Below are 17,080 nucleotides of genomic sequence, written 5' to 3' on the forward strand. Positions count from 1 at the left end.
GGGAGAGTGCGAGGGGAACGGCGACGGCGTCGACAGGCCCGCTGAGCCCGCCGAGAGCAATTTCAGGGACAAGGTGAAGATCACGGCCTACCCGACCGAAGAGTTCGGCGGCATCGTGTGGACGTACATGGGGCCGGCCGATGCGAGGCCGCCGACGCCGCAGATGGAGTGGACGCAGGCGCCGGAGACGCACCGGGGCGTCACCAAGGTCGTCCAGCCGACGGGGTGGCTGCAGGGGCTGGAGGGCGGCATCGACACCGTGCACAGCACTTTCCTGCACCGGCGGCTGGCCGGATTCGGCATCGGCGCTCGGGACGCCGCGTTCAGGCGCTCGGCCTCCGCTATCGTGGAGGTCGTGCCCACCGGCTACGGCTACACCTACGCCGGCCTGCGCCCCCTGCCGGACGACGCGGGCGTCTTCGTGCGCGGCTACCACTTCGTCATGCCCTTCTACCAGCTCCGCGCGGCGCAGCTCGGCTCCGTGCTCAGCGGGCGCAGCGAGGTCCGCCGCATTGTATCGGGCCACGCCTGGGTGCCCATCGATGACACGCACACGATGGTGTGGAACTACACCTACAGCTTCGGCGACGACCCGTTGACCGAGAGCGACCAGCAGCTCTACGGGAGCGGCAACGAGCTCTACAAGGACATCGACCCCGACCACGGCTTCCGCGCCATCGCCAACGCCGGCAACGACTACTTCATCGACCGCGAGATGCAGCGCACGGTGAACTACACGGGCATCCAGGGCGTGAACGTGCAGGACCGGGCCGTCCAGGAGAGCATGGGCGCCATCTGCGACCGCACCAAGGAGCACCTCGGCACGACGGACCGCGCCATCATCATGGCCCGGCGCATCATGCTGGAGGCTGCGCGCACCGTCGAGGACGGCGGCGACCCGCCGGGCCTTGGCACAGACATCAACAGCCTCCGTGCCATCGAGAAGGTCCTGCCCATCGGCGTCCACTGGCGGGACGCGCTCCACGACGAGCTGTACAACCAGCGGCCTTACTCGCCGGAGTACACGCCAGCGTAGCTATTTCTCCGTAAGGGTCAGCGTTGGGGTGGGGTGTACTCACTCCCCATCCGTGCTACATTACGCCCGGCAGCACGCGAGCACAGCGAAAGGGTAGGATGCGTTATGACAAGCATTGGAATCGTCGGGATGGGCGCGGTTGGACAGGCGCTCTTGAAGGCCAGCGAGTCGGGGACGCTCACCCTGCCCGTCGCGGGCGTCACCAGCCGCACGGAGGCTACGGCCCTCGAATTCCTCGAGACGCTTGCGTCGCCGCCGCCCTACTGCTCGCGGGAGGAGCTGCTCGAAACGGCCGACCTGGTCGTCGAGGCGGCGGGCGGGGGGGTGGTGCCGGACCTCGCCCGGGAGACGTTTGAGGCGGGCAAGGACCTGATGGCCATCAGCATCGGCGCGCTGCTCGACCACCCAGACATCCTGGACCTCGCGGCGGAGCGCGGCTGCCGGCTGTACGCGCCGTCGGGCGCGATCGCGGGGCTGGACGGCATCAAGTCGGCGTCGTCGGGGAGGATCGACCACGTCACGATGACGACGCGCAAGCCGCTGAAGGCGCTGGAGGGCTCGCCCTACCTGGTCGACCGCGGCATCTCCGTGCTGGGCTACACCGAGGAGACGGAGATCTTCGCCGGCACCGCTCGCGAGGCGTGCCGCGGCTTCCCGGCCAACGTCAACGTGTCCGCCGCCGTCAGCCTGGCCGGCATCGGCCCCGACCTGACGCAAATCCGCATCATGGCCGTCCCCGGCCTGGAGCGGAACTGCCACGACATCGAGGTTGAGGGCGAGTTCGGGCGGCTGCACATCCACATCGAGAACATCCCAACGGAGAACCCCCGGACGGGGCGGCTGACGGTGATGAGCATCATCCGGACGCTGCAGAATTTGGCGAGCCCGTTGCAGATTGGGACGTAGGGCAGGAATTTCTCAACACTATGGGTGCCCAGCCTCGTTAAGAACAGTCTCAACGGCAGTAACTGCGTCGATTAAAGGTTCGTGCTCCCATATTCGCAATACTCTCCAGCCTGCTTGTTCTAGGGCGTTGGCATCTGTACTGTCCCGTTCAACGTTGGCGCGAATCTTGCACTCCCAGTATTGAGCGTTTGCGCGTGGGCGCTGACTGTGCTCAGAACAGCCGTGCCAAAAGCACCCGTCGATGAAAATCGCGACGCGCCGACGAGGGAATACGATGTCTGGGCGGACTTTGCGTTCACCAGTGTCCAAGCGTAGGTCAACCCTGAATCTCCAACCAGCTTGATGAAGAGCAGAGCGCAAGCGGCGCTCAGGAAGTGTGTCTCGCCGCTTGTTTGCCCGCATGGTCGCACGCGCCGCCAAGCTAGACGCGACTGGATAACCTGTATTCAGCATCTCCCTTTCAAAGGATAGATCAGGGAAACTCTTAGCCACGGAGTCGGCAATTGCAAGCGCCAATAGAGGAGGCACGGCATTGCCAATCTGCTCAAATCTGCTGCGTTCTGAACCGGAAAAATGATACCAGTCTGGAAAAGACTGCAATCGGGCTGCTTCCTTCGTTGTCAGCGTCCTGCGGCGACCATCGGGGAGGCGGAGGCGCATCATATCTCCAGTTTCACCGCTTAGGTTTCGTACAGTTAGTGTGCGAGCCGGTCGATCCAGATGTAAATCACGAGGTACACGACAGCCCGAGGCATGCTCATACCGTTCAACATAGGCGTTCATGCTATCAGACAGGAATTTCGCACGACGTGACTCACGCCAAAATGTCCCCGGAATGGCTTGGCGCACATTTACAGTTTCTGGATTTGGTTGTGGCAGGGGAATGAGCGAAGGCCCCAAGGTTCCAAAGACAAACAACCTCCGTCGATTCTGTGGGACTCCATAATGTGCGGCATTCAAGACGACTTCTTCCACATTGTAGCCAAGCTTATAGAGTTCAGCCTCTAGCTGGTCAAGATGATCTCGCTTACTTGACCTTGCCAGTTCAGGAACGTTTTCGATTACCACCACGGAGGGATGTAACTTTTCAATTGCCGCTGATGTGATTGATAGCCCTTCCCTCTCATCAAGTTTGCCCATGCGTTTTCCGGCACGGCTCCAAGGCTGACAAGGTGGACCTGCAACCAAGATGTCAGCCTCTGGAAATTCAAGCGTTTCATTTATGTTAGCGCACGTTGCCTTGCCTAAGTTTTGCGAGAATGTTGTTGCCGCGTCTCGGTTGTAGTCGATGCCTTCAACCTCGAACCCTCGTGCCCAAAATCCCAGAGAGAGGCCACCTGCGCCACAAAAGAGATCGAGAACCTTCAGCCCGATTGAGTCTCTCCGCCTAAGGGAGGCATTTAGGTCGTTTGTCCAACTACTAGGTCTGAACTTCACTGTCGTCACCGTGGCAACCTTTGAACAAATGTCTGAACCCAGTCCTTAAGTCGCTGCACCAGTTCATTTGGCAAATCGCTATCTTGGAGTACATGCAATAGTCGGATGCGGTCGAAGGGGATGCTTGAGAAGTCAGAACCATTAAGTTCATCTGTGGATGTCAAAGATAGAGTCTCAGGGAAGGCGACAGCCGTTATCGGCCTTGCAAGGAATCCAACGATTCTCCTTTCAGTCCAGCGCTTTGCAGGTTGATCATCCTTCCACGCGCCCTCTGAGATTGTGGCTTGTCCTATAACTGCAAGTTGACCTGGCCTGCGATCAAGGAATGGCTTCCAAGAAATTGCATCCCCCCCAAAGTCGCGCGTATCGGCTGCGGAAAAGACAACTGGCCTTTCATGCATGCGACCACTGAGTTCTTCAGCCGCCTCAGTTACCGGTAATGGCAACTTCCCCCCTCGGTAGCCCCCCGCTACTCCAAATCTCACTCGATGTTCGGGGCCAGAACCCAAGTATGCGCTGATGGCATAAACTGCTAGCTTCTCGAAGAGAAATCCTGACTCCTGACCGTCGTCACCTAAAGCGTTGGGATAGAGTTGTCGTGCCCTAAGAAGCACCAAGAATTGATACAAATCACAGGCTAAGGTTGCATTCTCTAGTTGAGCCACACCGCGACTTACGCTTAGTGGGTAGTAGTCCTTTAGACACTGTGCACGCTCGAGTAATTCCTGATAGGCAGAATCGGCTAATTGTTCTACAGCTTCCCAGTAGCCTGATTTGAATTCGGCCTCATCCGAGCCTCTGTTCTCGCTGTCATCAGAATTGTCAGGTGGTGTCCTTGCGACCTCATCGGTAACGTCAATAACTGACAAGTACTGCGCCTCATACATGATTAGATTGACTTCTACCCAATCAGCCAGTCGAATTGCATCATGCTTGGGGTCATTACGGAGAGGAGGCAATTCAAACATCAAGAGAGCTCGATCTTGTACCTGAATGCCATGTCCAACACCACACGGTAAATCCGGCCAACTTCTGATTTCACTTCTTCGTCATCAGCGTATTCTGTCGCCTTGCCATTGACTTCTGCTAGTCGCGAATGCAGGTCAGCGAGAAGGCCTAGAAGTTCGTTGCGGCCACCACCGCTGACGCGCCAAGCGCGTTCAAGGTCCCTATCCCTTAGAAGGTTGGCCCTTGCCCGAGGGTTGGCTAGTACTTCGCTGAGCTTGCTTAGCTCTCTTGAGTCCTTAATCGCCCGCCGAAGTTCAGTTGTGGAATCTCCACACAAGAGTTCTACAAGGTGGCGTAGATTGTCCATATATTCAGAAGGGATAGGTGAGTCCGGCAATCCCTCAATTTCCGCCTGACGTCCAAGACCAATGAAATCGCGGATTCCCTGCGGATCTAGAGCGTTGTAGAACACACCGAATTTAGCTTCAACCTGATCCATGGGAATTCCTGAGTCTTCTGCTTGTCGGAATACGGCAATGGCCTCTGCATACCGGCGAACAGTACGTTGATTTGACCCGATGCGCCTGGCTACATCCTTAATGGTTTCGCCTTCACGAAGCAATTTTGCAATGAAGCGAGCCTTTGCTTCTGGCCGCCATGGTTTCGGTCCGGTGATGTGACGGAATCCCAAGTAATCATCTAAATCATTACGGTCTTGATAGACGATTACTGGAACGTGACTCAAATCTAAGTCAGACGCCTCCTCTACTAAATCCGCCCATTCCGAGCTTGAAATACCGGCAGCCCGCCGGTGCTCAGCGCTCGTCAACAACTTTAGGGTGGCTAACCGGCGATTTCCTTCAACGGTTACATACTCGCCAGATTCCGGGGGACTCTCAACTACCAATAGGGCCTCGGCGTGACGGGGTGTGAATCCCTTGTCTGCAATCGAGCGTGCTAATTCAATCAGATTGTAGCGCTGTAAGAATTCACGGAGGAGATCACCCTCGGGCTCCAACTCCCAATCACGGTCACGCGGCAACCGAGGGTTATCTGGATCAAGATGGATGCTGCTGAGGAGAACCTCTTGGTAGTCTTCTCCGGGCATGCTCCACCTTCCTATGATTCATTCTCCGAAATTGACGTTCCCTAAGATAGCACACCCTACTTGGAGGAGTCTCTTATCGCATTACCACCTACACGGCGTGGATGCCGGGGCCGTAGGTTGGACCGACGGAGAGTTCTTTCATGCGCTCCATGATTTCCGCGTTGGTGAGGTCGCTGGGGAGGGAGGTGCGGACGGAGTGGGTGCGGAAGGCCTCCGGGTTGTTGGGGCCTTGGGGTTCCTGGCCTTCCTGGAGCTCTCGGGCGGCTTTGAGCATGCGCTGGCGGACGCGGATCATTGACTCGTCCGTGCGCACGAGGTGCTCGCGGCTGCGGTCGGCGCGGGGGCCCCACTGGTCCTCGACGAGGGCGAGGTCCTGGATGGGGAAGGACTTGATGCCGGTGTACGAGAAGTTCTTCTGCAACAGCCGGTCGACGTTGTAGTCGTTGTCCTTGTTCTCGACGGCCATGAACGAGCCCGGAATTTGCTCCGGATACGTGAAGCCGCCGAAGCGGTCCTGGTTGCGCTGGTGCTCGGTGAAGGGCTCATAGCTCCAGCGGAAGCGGTACATGTAGCAGCTCTCGTCGTCGATGGGGATGCGCATGTTGCTGCAGTAGACGCCGGGGCCAGCGATGCCCGCGGAGCTAAAGCTGGGGAAGAAGAAGTTGTTCACCAGCGCCATCTGCGTCCCGCTGGACTCCGGGGTCAGCGATATCTGCCGCATCCCGTAGTCCGTCTCCTCAAACAGGAAGGACATCCGCATGAACCGCTGGTCGCCGAAGAGCGCGCCCAGCGCGGGGGAGGCGTCCTGGATGGTGCCCGGCATGGCGCGGTCGCGGGTCATGTGCAGGAAGGCGCCGTGGCTCGGGTCGTAGTCGCCCTCCATGGCTTGCATGTAGTTGCAGCGGAGGTGGTACTTGCGGACGTAGGTGCGGTCGTCAGGCAAATCCATCCAGTCGAAGCCCGGCGGGGGCGGCGGCGGGTCCTGCGGCCCGAGGTAGGCGAACACCATGCCCGCCGCGTCGAAGCACGGGTACGCCTTCACGCGCACCTTGTCCTTGTAGGTTTCACCCTCCGGCGAGTTCGGCAGATCAACGCAGTTGCCATCGACGTCGAACTTCCAGCCGTGGTAGACGCACCGGATGCCGCACTCTTCGTTTCGTCCGAAGAAAAGTGGAGCGCCCCGGTGCGGGCAGTAGGCGTCGACGAGGCCTGGCGTGCCGTTCGAGTCCCGGAATGCGATGAGGTTCTCGCCGAGCAGTTTCACGCGCACGGGCGGGCAGTCGGCCGACGGGATCTCCTCCGAGAGCAGCGCGGGCAGCCAGAACCGGCGGAACAGCTCGCCCATCGGCGTTCCTACCCCGGTTTGAGTGAGCATGTCGTTTTCTTCGCGGCTGAGCATCCAATTCCCCCTTAGTAATGAACTCGCAGCTAGGCTATATCGAAATCCCCAGTGCTCGCAAGGCGTCATGGCATACCCTCCGTCCGCGGGACCCCCTTCGACAGGGTCAGGGCGAACGGATTGAAGCAATGCGCCCCACAACAAAGGGGGCGAGACCCGAAGGCCCCGCCCCCTCGTTCACCCCCTTCGAGGGCCTCAGGACAGGCTTCGATTTCCCTCAGGGCGAACGGTTTTCTAGGCCGCGTGGATGCGTGGAGACGCCGTCGGCCCGTGCGTCAGCTCCTTGATCTGCTCGATGGCCTCAACGGCCGGCACGTCTCCCGGCAGGCTCACCCGGGCCGTGTGGATGGAGAAGCTCTCGGGGTTGTGCGGCCCCGGCGGCTCCTGGCCCTCCTGCAGCTCTCGCGCCGCCTTCAGCAGGCGACGGCGCACGCGCATGAGCGGCTCGTCGCTCGTGACCAGGTGCTCGAGCGAGCGGTCTGCGCGGGGGCCCCACTGGTCCTCGACCAGCGCGAGGTCCTGGATGGGGAAGGACTTGATGCCGGTGTAGGAGTAGTTCTTCTGCAGGATGCGGTCCACAAGGTAGTCGTTGTCCTTGTTCTCGACGGCCATGAACGTGCCCGGGATCTGCTCCGGGTACGTGAATCCGCCGTAGAGGTCGGTCTGCCGCTGCTTCTCGGTGAAGGGCTCGTAGCTCCAGCGGAAGCGGTACATGTAGCAGCTCTCATCGTCGATGGGGATGCGCATGTTGCTGGAGTAGACGCCGGGGCCCGCAATGCCGGCGGAGCTGAAGCAGGGGAAGTAGAAGGTGCTCGCCGACACGGTCTGCGTGCCGTCTGCCTCCGGCGTTGCCGCGATCTGGAGCATGCCGAAGTCCGTCTCCTCGTAGGACACGTACTTCATTCGGAGGAAGCTGCGGTTACCGAGCAGGGAGCCGAGCGTCGGGGCGGCGTCCTGAATGGCGCTGGGCGTCGCGAGGTCGCGGGTCATGTGCAGGAAGGCGGCATGGCTCGGGTCGTAGTCGCCCTCGAGCGCTTGGAAGTAGTTGCAGCGGAGGTGGTACTTGCGCACGTAGGTCTGGCCCTCGGGCAGGCTCATCCAATCGAAGCCGGGCCTCGGCGGTGTGCGGTCCCTTGGGCCGAGGTAGGCCCACACCATTCCGGCGGCGTCGAAGCAGGGGTATGCCGTGAGGGTCACCTTCTCCTTATAGGTCTCGCCCTCCGGCGTGTTTGGCATGTCGACGCAGGCGCCCGATGCGTCGAACTTCCAGCCGTGGTAGACGCAGCGGATCCCGCACTCTTCGTTGCGGCCGAAGAAGAGCGGCGCGCCGCGGTGCGGGCAGTAGGCATCGACGAGGGCGGGTGTGCCGTTGCTGTCGCGGAAGGCGATGAGTTTCTCGCCGAGCAGGTTCACGCGTACCGGCGGGCAGTCCGCCGAGGGTATCTCCTCCGACAGGCATGCGGGCATCCAGAACCGCCGGAACAGCTCGCCCATAGGCGTGCCTCGGCCCGTCTGGGTGAGCATGTCGTTCTCTTCACGGGTTAACATCCATATCCTCCTGGCCAGTAATTGCCGTTGCGAATAGCTATAGCGTCGGCGCGAGGGGGTGTCAAGGGAGCGAACGGCCTCGCGCGGCAATGCTATGCCGACCGTGCCCTGCGCCATCGGGAGGCTGCAAGTCTGTCATCCCAGTGTAAACGCCTCATCCGCCATGTCCACAATGCCCTTGCTTATCGACAGCGATGCCGTCGCGCCCGGCGATGGGGCGTTGCGGACGTGGATGGCGTTGCCCGTCACGGTGATGCGGAAGTCGTCAACGAGGGCGCCGGTGCGCTCGACGGCCTGGGCGCGGACGCCAGCGCCGCCCTCGCCGAGGTGGCGCGACTCCACCTCCGGCACGAGACGCTGCAGCGACCGGGTGAAGGCGCCCTTGCTGAATGAGCGGTAGTACTCCTGGAAGGCCGTCTTCCAATAGCGGCCCGCCATGCCCCAGAAGCCGGGGAATCCGAGCGTCGCCAGAGTCTCGCCGATGTTCACCTTGAACTTGGTGTAGCCCTCCTGGGCGAAGGCGAGCACGGCGTTTGGGCCGGCCTCGACGCCTCCGTGGATGCCCTTGGTGAAGTGGACGCCGAGGAAGGGGAAGCGGGGGTCCGGCACGGGGTAGATGAGGCCTCGCACAAGGGACGCGCCCTCGGGCGTCAGGGTGTAGTACTCGCCACGGAAGGGGATGATGCGCATGTCGTACGGGGCGCCCATCTTTGACGCGATGGTGTGGGCGTAGAGGCCAGCGCAGTTGACGAGGTAGCGCGCCGACACGTCGCCGCGGGTGGTCTCGACGGTGATGGCGCCGTCGGTGTCCTGCGAGACGTCCTCGACCTTCGCGCCCATGAGGACGTCGCCGCCGTTCTCCTGGAAGCGGCGGGCGTAGGCTTCCGTGACCTCCGTGTAGTCGACGATGCCGGTGTTGGGCGACCAGAGGGCGCGGATGCCGGCCGAGTGGGGCTCGATCTCCTTCAGGCGCTCGGGGCCGATCATCTCGAGGCCGGGGACGCCGTTGGCGACGCCTCGCTCGTAGAGGTCGTCGAGGCGGCCGAGCTCGTCCTCTCGGGTGGCGACGATGACCTTGCCGCAGAGCTCGTAGGCGACGCCGGCCTCGTCGCAGAACTCCATCAGGGACTTCGAGCCCGTCACGCAGTTCTGGGCCTTCAGCGAGCCGGGTTTGTAGTAGATGCCGGAGTGGATGACGCCGCTGTTGTGGCCCGTCTGGTGGGCGGCGAGGCGGTCTTCCTTCTCCAGGACGCCGACGCGCAGCCGGGGGTGGCGGTGGACGAGCTCCATGGCCGTCGCGACGCCGAGGATGCCGCCGCCGACGACCGCTACGTCGTAGGTGTAGTCAGCCATTGCCGTTCACCTCGAGAGGCTGCGAAAGAGATGGCCCAACGTAGCAGAGGGCTGCGGGGGGCGTCAACAAACTATCCCGGCCCACCCATGGATACCGGCTTTCGCCGGTATGGAGGGTGGGGGGTGGCTGGGGTCTCGGACGGGGGCGCCCACACCGGGACGCCGCTGTGCGCTACAATGCCCGCGTTGTTGCACGATCTAGATATGTGGAGGCTGCTATGAAGACTGTTGACGCCATCATCGACATTTTGCAGCGGGAGAAGGTGGAGTTTCTTAGCTGCTTCCCGACTACGTCTGTCATTGACGCGGCGGCTTCTGTGGGGATGCGGCCGGTGATATGCCGACAGGAGCGGGTGGGCGTCGGGATTGCGGATGGGTTTGCCCGGGTGACGAACGGTCGGCGGCCGGCGGTGTTCGCGATGCAGTACGGGCCGGGGGCGGAGAACGCCTTTGCGGGCGTCGCGACGGCGTACTCGGACTCGACGCCGATGCTGCTGATCCCGCTGGGGCAGGCGAGCGCGATTGCGGGGGTGCCGCCGATCTTCAGCTCGCAGGAGAGCTACAACGCGGTGACCAAGTGGGTGGAGCGGCTGGACCACCCGCACCGGCTGCCGGAGGTCATGCGGCGGGCGTTCAGCCGGATACGGCACGGGAAGCCGGGGCCGGTGATGGTCGAGGTTGCGGCGGACATTCTGGACGTGGACATCGGGGACGTGTGCGACGACTACTCGGCCGTCGCGGCGACGCGGTCGGCGGCGGACCCGCGAGACGTGCTGGCGGCTGCCCGGGCGCTCGTCGAGGCGGAGCGGCCAGTGATCTTCGCCGGGCAGGGCGTGCTGTACGCGGAGGCGACGGACGAGCTCGTGGCGCTGGCGGAGATGCTGCAGATACCCGTCGTGACGACAATGCTGGGGAAGAGCGCTTTCCCGGAGGACCACCCGCTGTCGGGCGGCACGGTGGCTACGGTCATGTCGCCGTTGGGGTACCGGGCGATGGCCGACGCCGACGTGGTATTGGCCGTCGGGGCGAGCCTGACGCGGCACCCGATGTCCATCACGGTGCCGCAGGGCAAGACGGTCATCCACGCCACCAACGACGAGGCCGACCTCAACAAGAGCTACCCTGCCGCGTACCCGATCCTGGGCGACGCAAAGCTGACGCTGGCACAACTGGCGGAGGCGGTGGCGGAGGTCCGGGGGACTTCGGCGGCGCGGGACAACAACGTGGCGGCGGAGCTGGCAGAGGTGCGGGACGCGTGGATGGCGGAGTGGTCGCCGGTGCTGACGTCCGGGGAGACGCCGATCAACCCGTACCGGGTGATCCACGAGATGCAGCGGGCCATCCCGCCGTCGGAGGCCATCGTGACGCACGACTCGGGCAGCCCGCGGGACCAGATGCTGCCGTTCTACCTGGCGCCGGTACCTCGCAGCTACCTGGGCTGGGGGAAGTCGCACGGGCTTGGGACGGGGCTGGGGCTGACCATCGGGGCGAAGCTGGCGGAGCCGGGGAAGGTGTGCATCAACGTCATGGGCGACGCGGCCTTCGGGATGACGGGGCTGGACGTCGAGACGGCGGTGCGGGCCGAGGCGCCCATCATCACCGTGGTGTTCAACAACGGGACGATGGCCATCGAGAACCGGAACATGATCTCCTCCCACGAACGGTACAAGGCGCGGGACCTGGGCGGGCAGTACGCGGACATCGGACGGGCGCTTGGGGCGTACGCCGAGCGGGTGACGGACCCGGACGACGTGGGGCCGGCGTTCCAGCGGGCGCGGCGGGTCACGGAGGAGCAGGGGCAGGCGGTGCTGCTGGAGTTCATCACGTCGGCGGAGACGCGGTTCTCGCACCGGCGAGCGCTGTAACGGGGCTCGCGCCGGGGGGCTGGCGGGGGTGGGTTCGATTCGATTCGAGTCGCTCCAAGTGAAGTTCTGCAGAACGAGTCCCCTACCAAAGGGCCCTCGACAGATACGACTCAATTGAACACGGTTGGCGGCCTTCGGGGCGAGTCCAGCCGCCGACGAGTTACGAAAAGCCGACTTTTTCGACATTTTCGTGCTGCTGTGCCGGGGGCCACTGGCCGTGCCGGGCGATTGTGGGTAGGCGTTGGTGAGCGTTCGCATGGGGGAAGGGTAGCGGCTCGAAAAGCGAGTGCGCCAGGGGTAGATGGCAGAGTCGCCGAGATTTCGGGGGACTGACACGGGGATGTTGCGGGAAGGGCAGGCGGTTCTCCAGACTTGGTGCATGGAGACGAACAACACACCCGACAACACGCCCGACAAGACGCCTGACAACACGCTCGGCAGGACACCTGACAAGTCGCCTCGGAGGACGCCGAAGCGGCGGTCCGGCGGTCAGCCCGGCAACGCGAACGCGCGGAAGCACGGGTTCTACTCGTCCTTCCTATTGCCCAAGGAACGGCGGAAGCTGAAGGAGGCGAGCCGGATTGAGGGGCTGGACAATGAACTCAGCATCCTTCGATACAAGTTGGGCCGCATGCTTGAGGACCCCAACGCCACGGCGATTCAATTGGGGCGGGCGGCGGACGTGATTGCCCGGGTGACGAAGGTGCAGCGCAAGTACTTTGGGCCGACGGAGGATGACCTTGCCGGGAGACTCGCAGGAATGGTGAATAGCTTCGGCGCTGCGTTTGGGCTGGGGAAGTTTGTCGACGGGGCGTCGGAGGGCGACGGGGTGGCGGAGGGCGACGGCGAGGTGTCGGAGGACGACGGCGCGCCGGGGGCGGGGTGATCGGGGGGTGACGCCCTTCGACAGGCTCAGGGCGAACGGGGCGGGGAGCGGCCGTTCATGCTTCGATTTCCCTCAGCACGAACGGCCCCGCCATGCCTCTGGATACCGGCATTCGCCGGTATGAGGGGTTGGGGGTGGGGGATGCTTCGGGGTTAGGGACGGGAGATTCGCGCTTAATCGGATAGTTTAGCTTTAGAGCACCAAGTCAGCGATATCCTTCGCGCTGAGCACCAAATAGGGTATGGCAACTGGCTACTCAGAACATTACGATGTAGATGGTCGAGAAGCTAATGCTACGACCCTCGCGAAGAATACAACCAGCGTAGTAGTACTGCATTAAGGAGCAGATCGTTGTCACGACAACAAGGCACTGCATTTGTTCCCGAAACCCAGATGCCCTTGTGGGACTACGGTGTTGAGGCGGAAGACCCAGCTTTCCTCACCAAGCAACTCCTGACCTACATCGGCAACAAGCGTACGCTTCTGGGCCATATTGGTCGCGCCGTTGACAAGGTGAAAGAGCGACTGGGAAAGAAGCATCTGCGGATTCTTGATGCCTTTGCAGGCTCTGGCATAGTGTCCAGGTACCTAAAGAGCCAAGCATCCTTCATAATCTCGAATGACATTGAAGACTACGCCGCTGTGGTTGGACGTTGCTACTTGCGGAACAGTAGTAGTGTCAATTGGCCTTTGCTCCTGAGCGAAATCAACGACTTGAACGACAGAGTGGATAGACACTGTTTCGGAAGAGGGTTCATAGAAGAATTGTACGCTCCGAGGGATGAAGACCACATCACAAAGGAGGACAGAGTCTTTTACACGAAAGAGAATGCAAAGAGACTAGACAACTACCGCCGGCTAATGGAGGAAGTAACGCCTGAGCACAAGGACTTGCTATTGGCTCCCTTACTTAGTGAGGCGTCAATACACGCGAATACAGCGGGAGTATTCAAGGGCTTCTACAAAAACAGTGTCACCAAAGTTGGACAGTTTGGAGGAACAAAGGGCGATGCCCTGAGCAGGATTAGAGCCACGATTAAACTAGTTCCTCCGATCTTGAGCCGATACGAATGCGATGTCCAAGTCTTGAGGCAAGACGCAAACGAAACAGTAAGGAGCTGTAGGAATTTGGATCTAGTCTATATTGATCCTCCATACAACCAACATCCTTATGGGGCTAACTACTTCATGCTGAACCTTTTGGTTCATTATGAAAGACCTGAGCACATTAGCAAGGTTTCAGGAATCCCCATCAATTGGCGTCGCTCCGATTACAATGTGCGCACACGGTCTCTGGTTCGATTTAGGCAACTAGTGCAAACAGTCGACACCAGTTTCCTTTTGATCTCCTTCAACAACGAAGGATTCATCAGTCCTCAAGAGATGATATCTATTCTTCAGGAAGTTGGAACGGTGGACGTGTTGGAGCTTCCTTACAATACTTTCCGAGGAAGCCGCAACCTCAGAGATCGAGATATCCACGTAACGGAGCAATTGTTTCTGGTCGAACGCAGGTAAGTTGAGGTGTGCCAATGGCCCGAAAAGACCAATTGCGTGAGCAACGCACAGGCACCGTCATTAATCTCTCCTCTAAGAAGCAAGAGGAAACCCTAGGCAAGGCGCTGAAAAGTGTCGTTGCGTCGCTTGAAGGCATTTTCTCACTGCGTTACCACCATGAAAAGGATTGGAAACTAGCAGATATTGTGGCCCGGTTGCGAACAGCTTTCCCAGAAGTTGAGTTTTACTACACCTTTGAGAGTTCCAATATGCGGCCTGATGGCGGGATCCTGTCCATAGAAGACGATAATGGGCGTTTTTACCCAATCCTCATTGTAGAAGTCAAGAATCAGGGCACCAATGATCTCCGACTCAAAGAAGGCAAACCCATTCAAGCTAAGGGCAATGCGATAGAGAGACTAGGGAAGAACGTTATTGGGCTAAGAACCGCACTATTGGCTGAGTCTATCTTTCCGTTTGTTTGCTTTGGCTACGGATATGACTTTAGAGAGGACAGTAGCATCCGAGACAGAGTAGTTACAATTGGCATGTTCGGTCAACTCAATCAAATTCACATTGTAAACGAAGGGACTCAGGGGCAATTTAACCGAGGAAGCTTCTTCTTTCGCGAGGAAGCATGGACATTTGAAGAAATGAAATCAATTATGCTGGAGATCGCGCAAAGGAGCATCTACTACTATTTCTCAAAGTACGGTGCGGCACGGTTCGAAAAGACATAGCTGAAAGGAACATCACCTAGGATTACTCCCCTGCTCGTATTGCGTACAGCAATTGTTGTCTAAGACTGCTCCCATCGTACCCACTCACCTACCGAGCCACCTCAGGTCCACTACCCAGTCCCACCAGGCTACTACTACGTCTGTGGCTCTGTAGTTGTCCAGCCATTTGGCGCCGTGCAGGGCGTATTCCTGGAACTCTTTGAGGGCTGTCAGGGGGATTAGCCAGAGGAGGCTTCGGCGCCAGGTCATCTCGTAGTTGGGCTTGTAGTGGCGGGCGGCGGCTACGAAGACGAACCAGAACTCGAAGACGTTGGGGAAGAAGAGGAGGACGGTGCGGTCGGCGACGAGCTCGAAGGTTATGACGCCGACGATGCGGTAGGCGAAGAGGGCGGCGGCGATCGTGCGGGGCGGGCCGCTCCATCGGAGGGCGACCCAGAGGAAGGTGAGCATGTAGGCGAGGTCGAGCCACTTGTCGAGGGCCTGGTAGTTGCGGACGCCGCCGAGGTCGAGCAGGTTCATCATGAAGAGGTCGGAGAAGTCGATGAGGATGGCGGCGATGGAGCCGGCGAAGGCCCATCGGAGGACGAGGAGGGCACCGCCGATGCGGACGGTGGCGATGATGAGCTCTTCGGCGTTCATACGGGGCACGATACGGGAGGGGGCGGGCCGTGTCCATTGGGGGCGCGGCCTTCGTGTGGATACCGGCCCCGTATCGGGGTACGGGGCATGCTTGCGCCGGTATGAGGGGTTGGGGGGATGCTGCGCCCCGTGGGGTCTGCGGCCTCCGGTTCATGCTTCGATTTCCCTCAGCACGAACGGCTCTACCATGCCTCTGGATCCCGGCATTCGCCGGGATGACGGTGGCGGGGTGGGGGGCGCTGCGGTGGTTGGTTGCGGGGGTTCTGGATTCCTGCCTTCGCAGGAATGACGACAAGTGCGAGGCAACTTGAACGACTACATCAAGTACTCTTGGGCAGTGTCGTTGTAGTGGCTTAGGCAACGGAGGCATGGCGTATCGCGTCGAGGGTTGTCGTTAGGATTTGACTCTCGTCCGGTCCCCAGCGTCCCAGGACCCAACAAGTCCCTTACTGAAGCCGCCTAGCCGCCATGGTGGCTTCCAGGGTCTACGGGATGATAATCCCGTCCTGGGTCGCGTAAGACCAGTAGTCCCTGCCCACGAACACTGGGGCCAGCAACGTAACCCGATCCTCGCCATCGACGTCCAAAGCGGTCCGCGAACCCGCCGGAGAGCGTTCAACGTACCGGCCAGATTGGGACGGCTCGATGCCTTTCTCAACCTTCTCTTGCTTGCCGGCAGGCCAGTGCACGGATTCATCCCTTTCACCCCGGTGATGACCACGTCGCACGGTGCGACGGCCTCCCATCGCCGGGAGAGCGGGTCGAAGGTCAGCGCCTTCACCCAGCCGGGACGGTCCCCCCTCCTCAGAGAGCCAAAGTACTCGCTGGCGGCGATGCCGTACGGGGCGTGGAACGCCAGAGCAGAAGCACGGGGATACCGTTGCAACGATAGGATGGTCGCTCGCATCATCCATATGTGGGTCCTCTTGCGTTTCAGATCGATTGGGCACCCTTGTAGTGGGTCTCTTGTATCGGGAACAGTACAGAAACATGGAAGGGAGAGCAGGAAATGAATACCGATGAAAGCGTGTCGTTGACGTGGGTAGTCTAAACCCATAAGAGTTACGAAGTTAAGGAACTGCGCCTTTTCGACGAGAGTGCGCGTCGCGATAGAACCCTCCGCGGGCCCGACAGCACAGCCGGCAACATGGTGGGAATGGACTACTACTTGGAGCAGCCGAACAACGAACTTGGAGGGCGGGACCGACTGTGGGTCGTGCAAGGCCCTCGTGGTGCCGTTCGCCACAGGGCGCAGCCGCAGCCATGTGGCCGATGGCCTACTGGACGGGGCATCAGAGTGCCGCCAAGCTGTACAGTGAGACCACGACGGGAAAGCAAAACAGGAAGGGGATGGGCACGCATCTTTGCGTGCGAAGACCGGCTGAGCCGTTGGACTGTGGCCGAGGTTCAGGCCTTCCCGGTTCGGTGGTTACCACCTGCTGGAACGTTCAGCGTGCGCTTGGTCGGGCAGCCGGTACGATATGCCGGCGTCGTCGTAGGCCGAAGCTTCCAGGAGCGTCGAGAAGTTCTTGGGGGCTTCCTTCAGCAATCGCGCTCGCAGTTTCTGAATGCGCTGATCGAGCCGGTAAAAGAACAGTGGGAAAGGCAATTTGCTAGCAGGAAAGTTCAGCTTGTTGGCGAGGTCGTTCCCTATGAGGCCCCGAGAGACGGGGTAGATGACGCCCTCCACCAGCTTCTTTCGTTCCTCAGGATCCGAA

At 60.7% G+C, this 17,080-nt stretch carries 14 protein-coding genes; 6 read left to right on the forward strand and 8 right to left on the reverse strand.

What is annotated here, in order from left to right:
• Window positions 1–1,036: hypothetical protein (locus OXC99_10850; GenBank protein MCY4625481.1), on the forward strand; the 1,036-nt coding region annotated here is incomplete at its 5' end.
• A 105-nt stretch (window positions 1,037–1,141) separates the two neighbouring features.
• Complete coding sequence (locus tag OXC99_10855) at window positions 1,142–1,942, forward strand: aspartate dehydrogenase (GenBank protein MCY4625482.1); 801 nt, start codon at window positions 1,142–1,144, stop codon at window positions 1,940–1,942.
• 18 nt (window positions 1,943–1,960) lie between these two features.
• Here the strand turns inward: OXC99_10855 and vsr are convergent, their stop codons facing one another.
• The 6 genes from vsr to lhgO form a co-directional block, all read right to left on the reverse strand.
• A complete protein-coding gene (gene vsr, locus OXC99_10860) occupies window positions 1,961–3,388 on the reverse strand; it encodes a DNA mismatch endonuclease Vsr (protein MCY4625483.1) in 1,428 nt (475 codons plus the stop codon).
• Window positions 3,385–4,350, reverse strand: coding sequence for a hypothetical protein (locus OXC99_10865; GenBank protein MCY4625484.1), 966 nt, complete (start codon window positions 4,348–4,350; stop codon window positions 3,385–3,387). The genes vsr and OXC99_10865 overlap by 4 nt, the downstream gene beginning before the upstream one ends.
• Window positions 4,347–5,435 (reverse strand): hypothetical protein, encoded by a 1,089-nt coding sequence (locus OXC99_10870; GenBank protein ID MCY4625485.1) that lies wholly within the window; start codon window positions 5,433–5,435, stop codon window positions 4,347–4,349. The genes OXC99_10865 and OXC99_10870 overlap by 4 nt, the downstream gene beginning before the upstream one ends.
• An 88-nt stretch (window positions 5,436–5,523) precedes the next feature.
• Complete coding sequence (locus OXC99_10875) at window positions 5,524–6,834, reverse strand: Rieske 2Fe-2S domain-containing protein (GenBank protein ID MCY4625486.1); 1,311 nt, start codon at window positions 6,832–6,834, stop codon at window positions 5,524–5,526.
• A gap of 234 nt (window positions 6,835–7,068) precedes the next feature.
• Window positions 7,069–8,382: a Rieske 2Fe-2S domain-containing protein gene (locus OXC99_10880; GenBank protein MCY4625487.1), complete on the reverse strand. Its 1,314-nt coding sequence runs from the start codon at window positions 8,380–8,382 to the stop codon at window positions 7,069–7,071.
• A gap of 135 nt (window positions 8,383–8,517) precedes the next feature.
• A complete protein-coding gene (gene lhgO, locus OXC99_10885; GenBank protein ID MCY4625488.1) occupies window positions 8,518–9,735 on the reverse strand; it encodes an L-2-hydroxyglutarate oxidase in 1,218 nt (405 codons plus the stop codon).
• Between the two features lie 218 nt (window positions 9,736–9,953).
• On the opposite strand from lhgO, the gene OXC99_10890 reads away from it, so the two are divergent.
• The 4 genes from OXC99_10890 (at window position 9,954) to OXC99_10905 (ending at window position 14,723) form a co-directional block, all read left to right on the forward strand.
• Entirely contained in the window at window positions 9,954–11,600 is a 1,647-nt protein-coding gene (locus OXC99_10890) for a thiamine pyrophosphate-requiring protein (protein MCY4625489.1), read from the forward strand.
• Between the two features lie 379 nt (window positions 11,601–11,979).
• Window positions 11,980–12,486 (forward strand): hypothetical protein, encoded by a 507-nt coding sequence (locus tag OXC99_10895; GenBank protein MCY4625490.1) that lies wholly within the window; start codon window positions 11,980–11,982, stop codon window positions 12,484–12,486.
• Window positions 12,487–12,837: 351 nt separating this feature from the next.
• On the forward strand, window positions 12,838–14,004 hold the full coding sequence (locus OXC99_10900) for a DNA adenine methylase (GenBank protein ID MCY4625491.1): 1,167 nt from the start codon (window positions 12,838–12,840) through the stop codon (window positions 14,002–14,004).
• A gap of 14 nt (window positions 14,005–14,018) precedes the next feature.
• Window positions 14,019–14,723 (forward strand): hypothetical protein, encoded by a 705-nt coding sequence (locus OXC99_10905; protein ID MCY4625492.1) that lies wholly within the window; start codon window positions 14,019–14,021, stop codon window positions 14,721–14,723.
• An 84-nt stretch (window positions 14,724–14,807) separates the two neighbouring features.
• Here OXC99_10905 and OXC99_10910 read toward each other — a convergent pair whose 3' ends face one another.
• Window positions 14,808–15,362, reverse strand: a complete 555-nt coding sequence (locus tag OXC99_10910) for a hypothetical protein (protein MCY4625493.1) — start codon at window positions 15,360–15,362, stop codon at window positions 14,808–14,810.
• Window positions 15,363–16,791: 1,429 nt separating this feature from the next.
• Window positions 16,792–17,080 (reverse strand): hypothetical protein (locus tag OXC99_10915; GenBank protein ID MCY4625494.1); only part of this gene is annotated, 289 nt, incomplete at its 5' end.

It is taken from the genome of Chloroflexota bacterium (genome assembly GCA_026713825.1).
Taxonomy (GTDB): domain Bacteria; phylum Chloroflexota; class Dehalococcoidia; order Lucifugimonadales; family UBA1127; genus UBA1127.

Bases quoted from the DNA above. Each gene is read 5' to 3' on its own strand.
- OXC99_10875 (MCY4625486.1), bottom strand. From the start codon at position 6,834: ATGCTCAGCCGCGAAGAAAACGACATGCTCACTCAAACCGGGGTAGGA.
- OXC99_10855 (MCY4625482.1), top strand. From the start codon at position 1,142: ATGACAAGCATTGGAATCGTCGGGATGGGCGCGGTTGGACAGGCGCTC.
- OXC99_10910 (MCY4625493.1), bottom strand. From the start codon at position 15,362: ATGAACGCCGAAGAGCTCATCATCGCCACCGTCCGCATCGGCGGTGCC.
- OXC99_10895 (MCY4625490.1), top strand. From the start codon at position 11,980: ATGGAGACGAACAACACACCCGACAACACGCCCGACAAGACGCCTGAC.
- OXC99_10890 (MCY4625489.1), top strand. From the start codon at position 9,954: ATGAAGACTGTTGACGCCATCATCGACATTTTGCAGCGGGAGAAGGTG.
- OXC99_10905 (MCY4625492.1), top strand. From the start codon at position 14,019: ATGGCCCGAAAAGACCAATTGCGTGAGCAACGCACAGGCACCGTCATT.
- OXC99_10880 (MCY4625487.1), bottom strand. From the start codon at position 8,382: ATGTTAACCCGTGAAGAGAACGACATGCTCACCCAGACGGGCCGAGGC.
- lhgO (MCY4625488.1), bottom strand. From the start codon at position 9,735: ATGGCTGACTACACCTACGACGTAGCGGTCGTCGGCGGCGGCATCCTC.
- OXC99_10870 (MCY4625485.1), bottom strand. From the start codon at position 5,435: ATGCCCGGAGAAGACTACCAAGAGGTTCTCCTCAGCAGCATCCATCTT.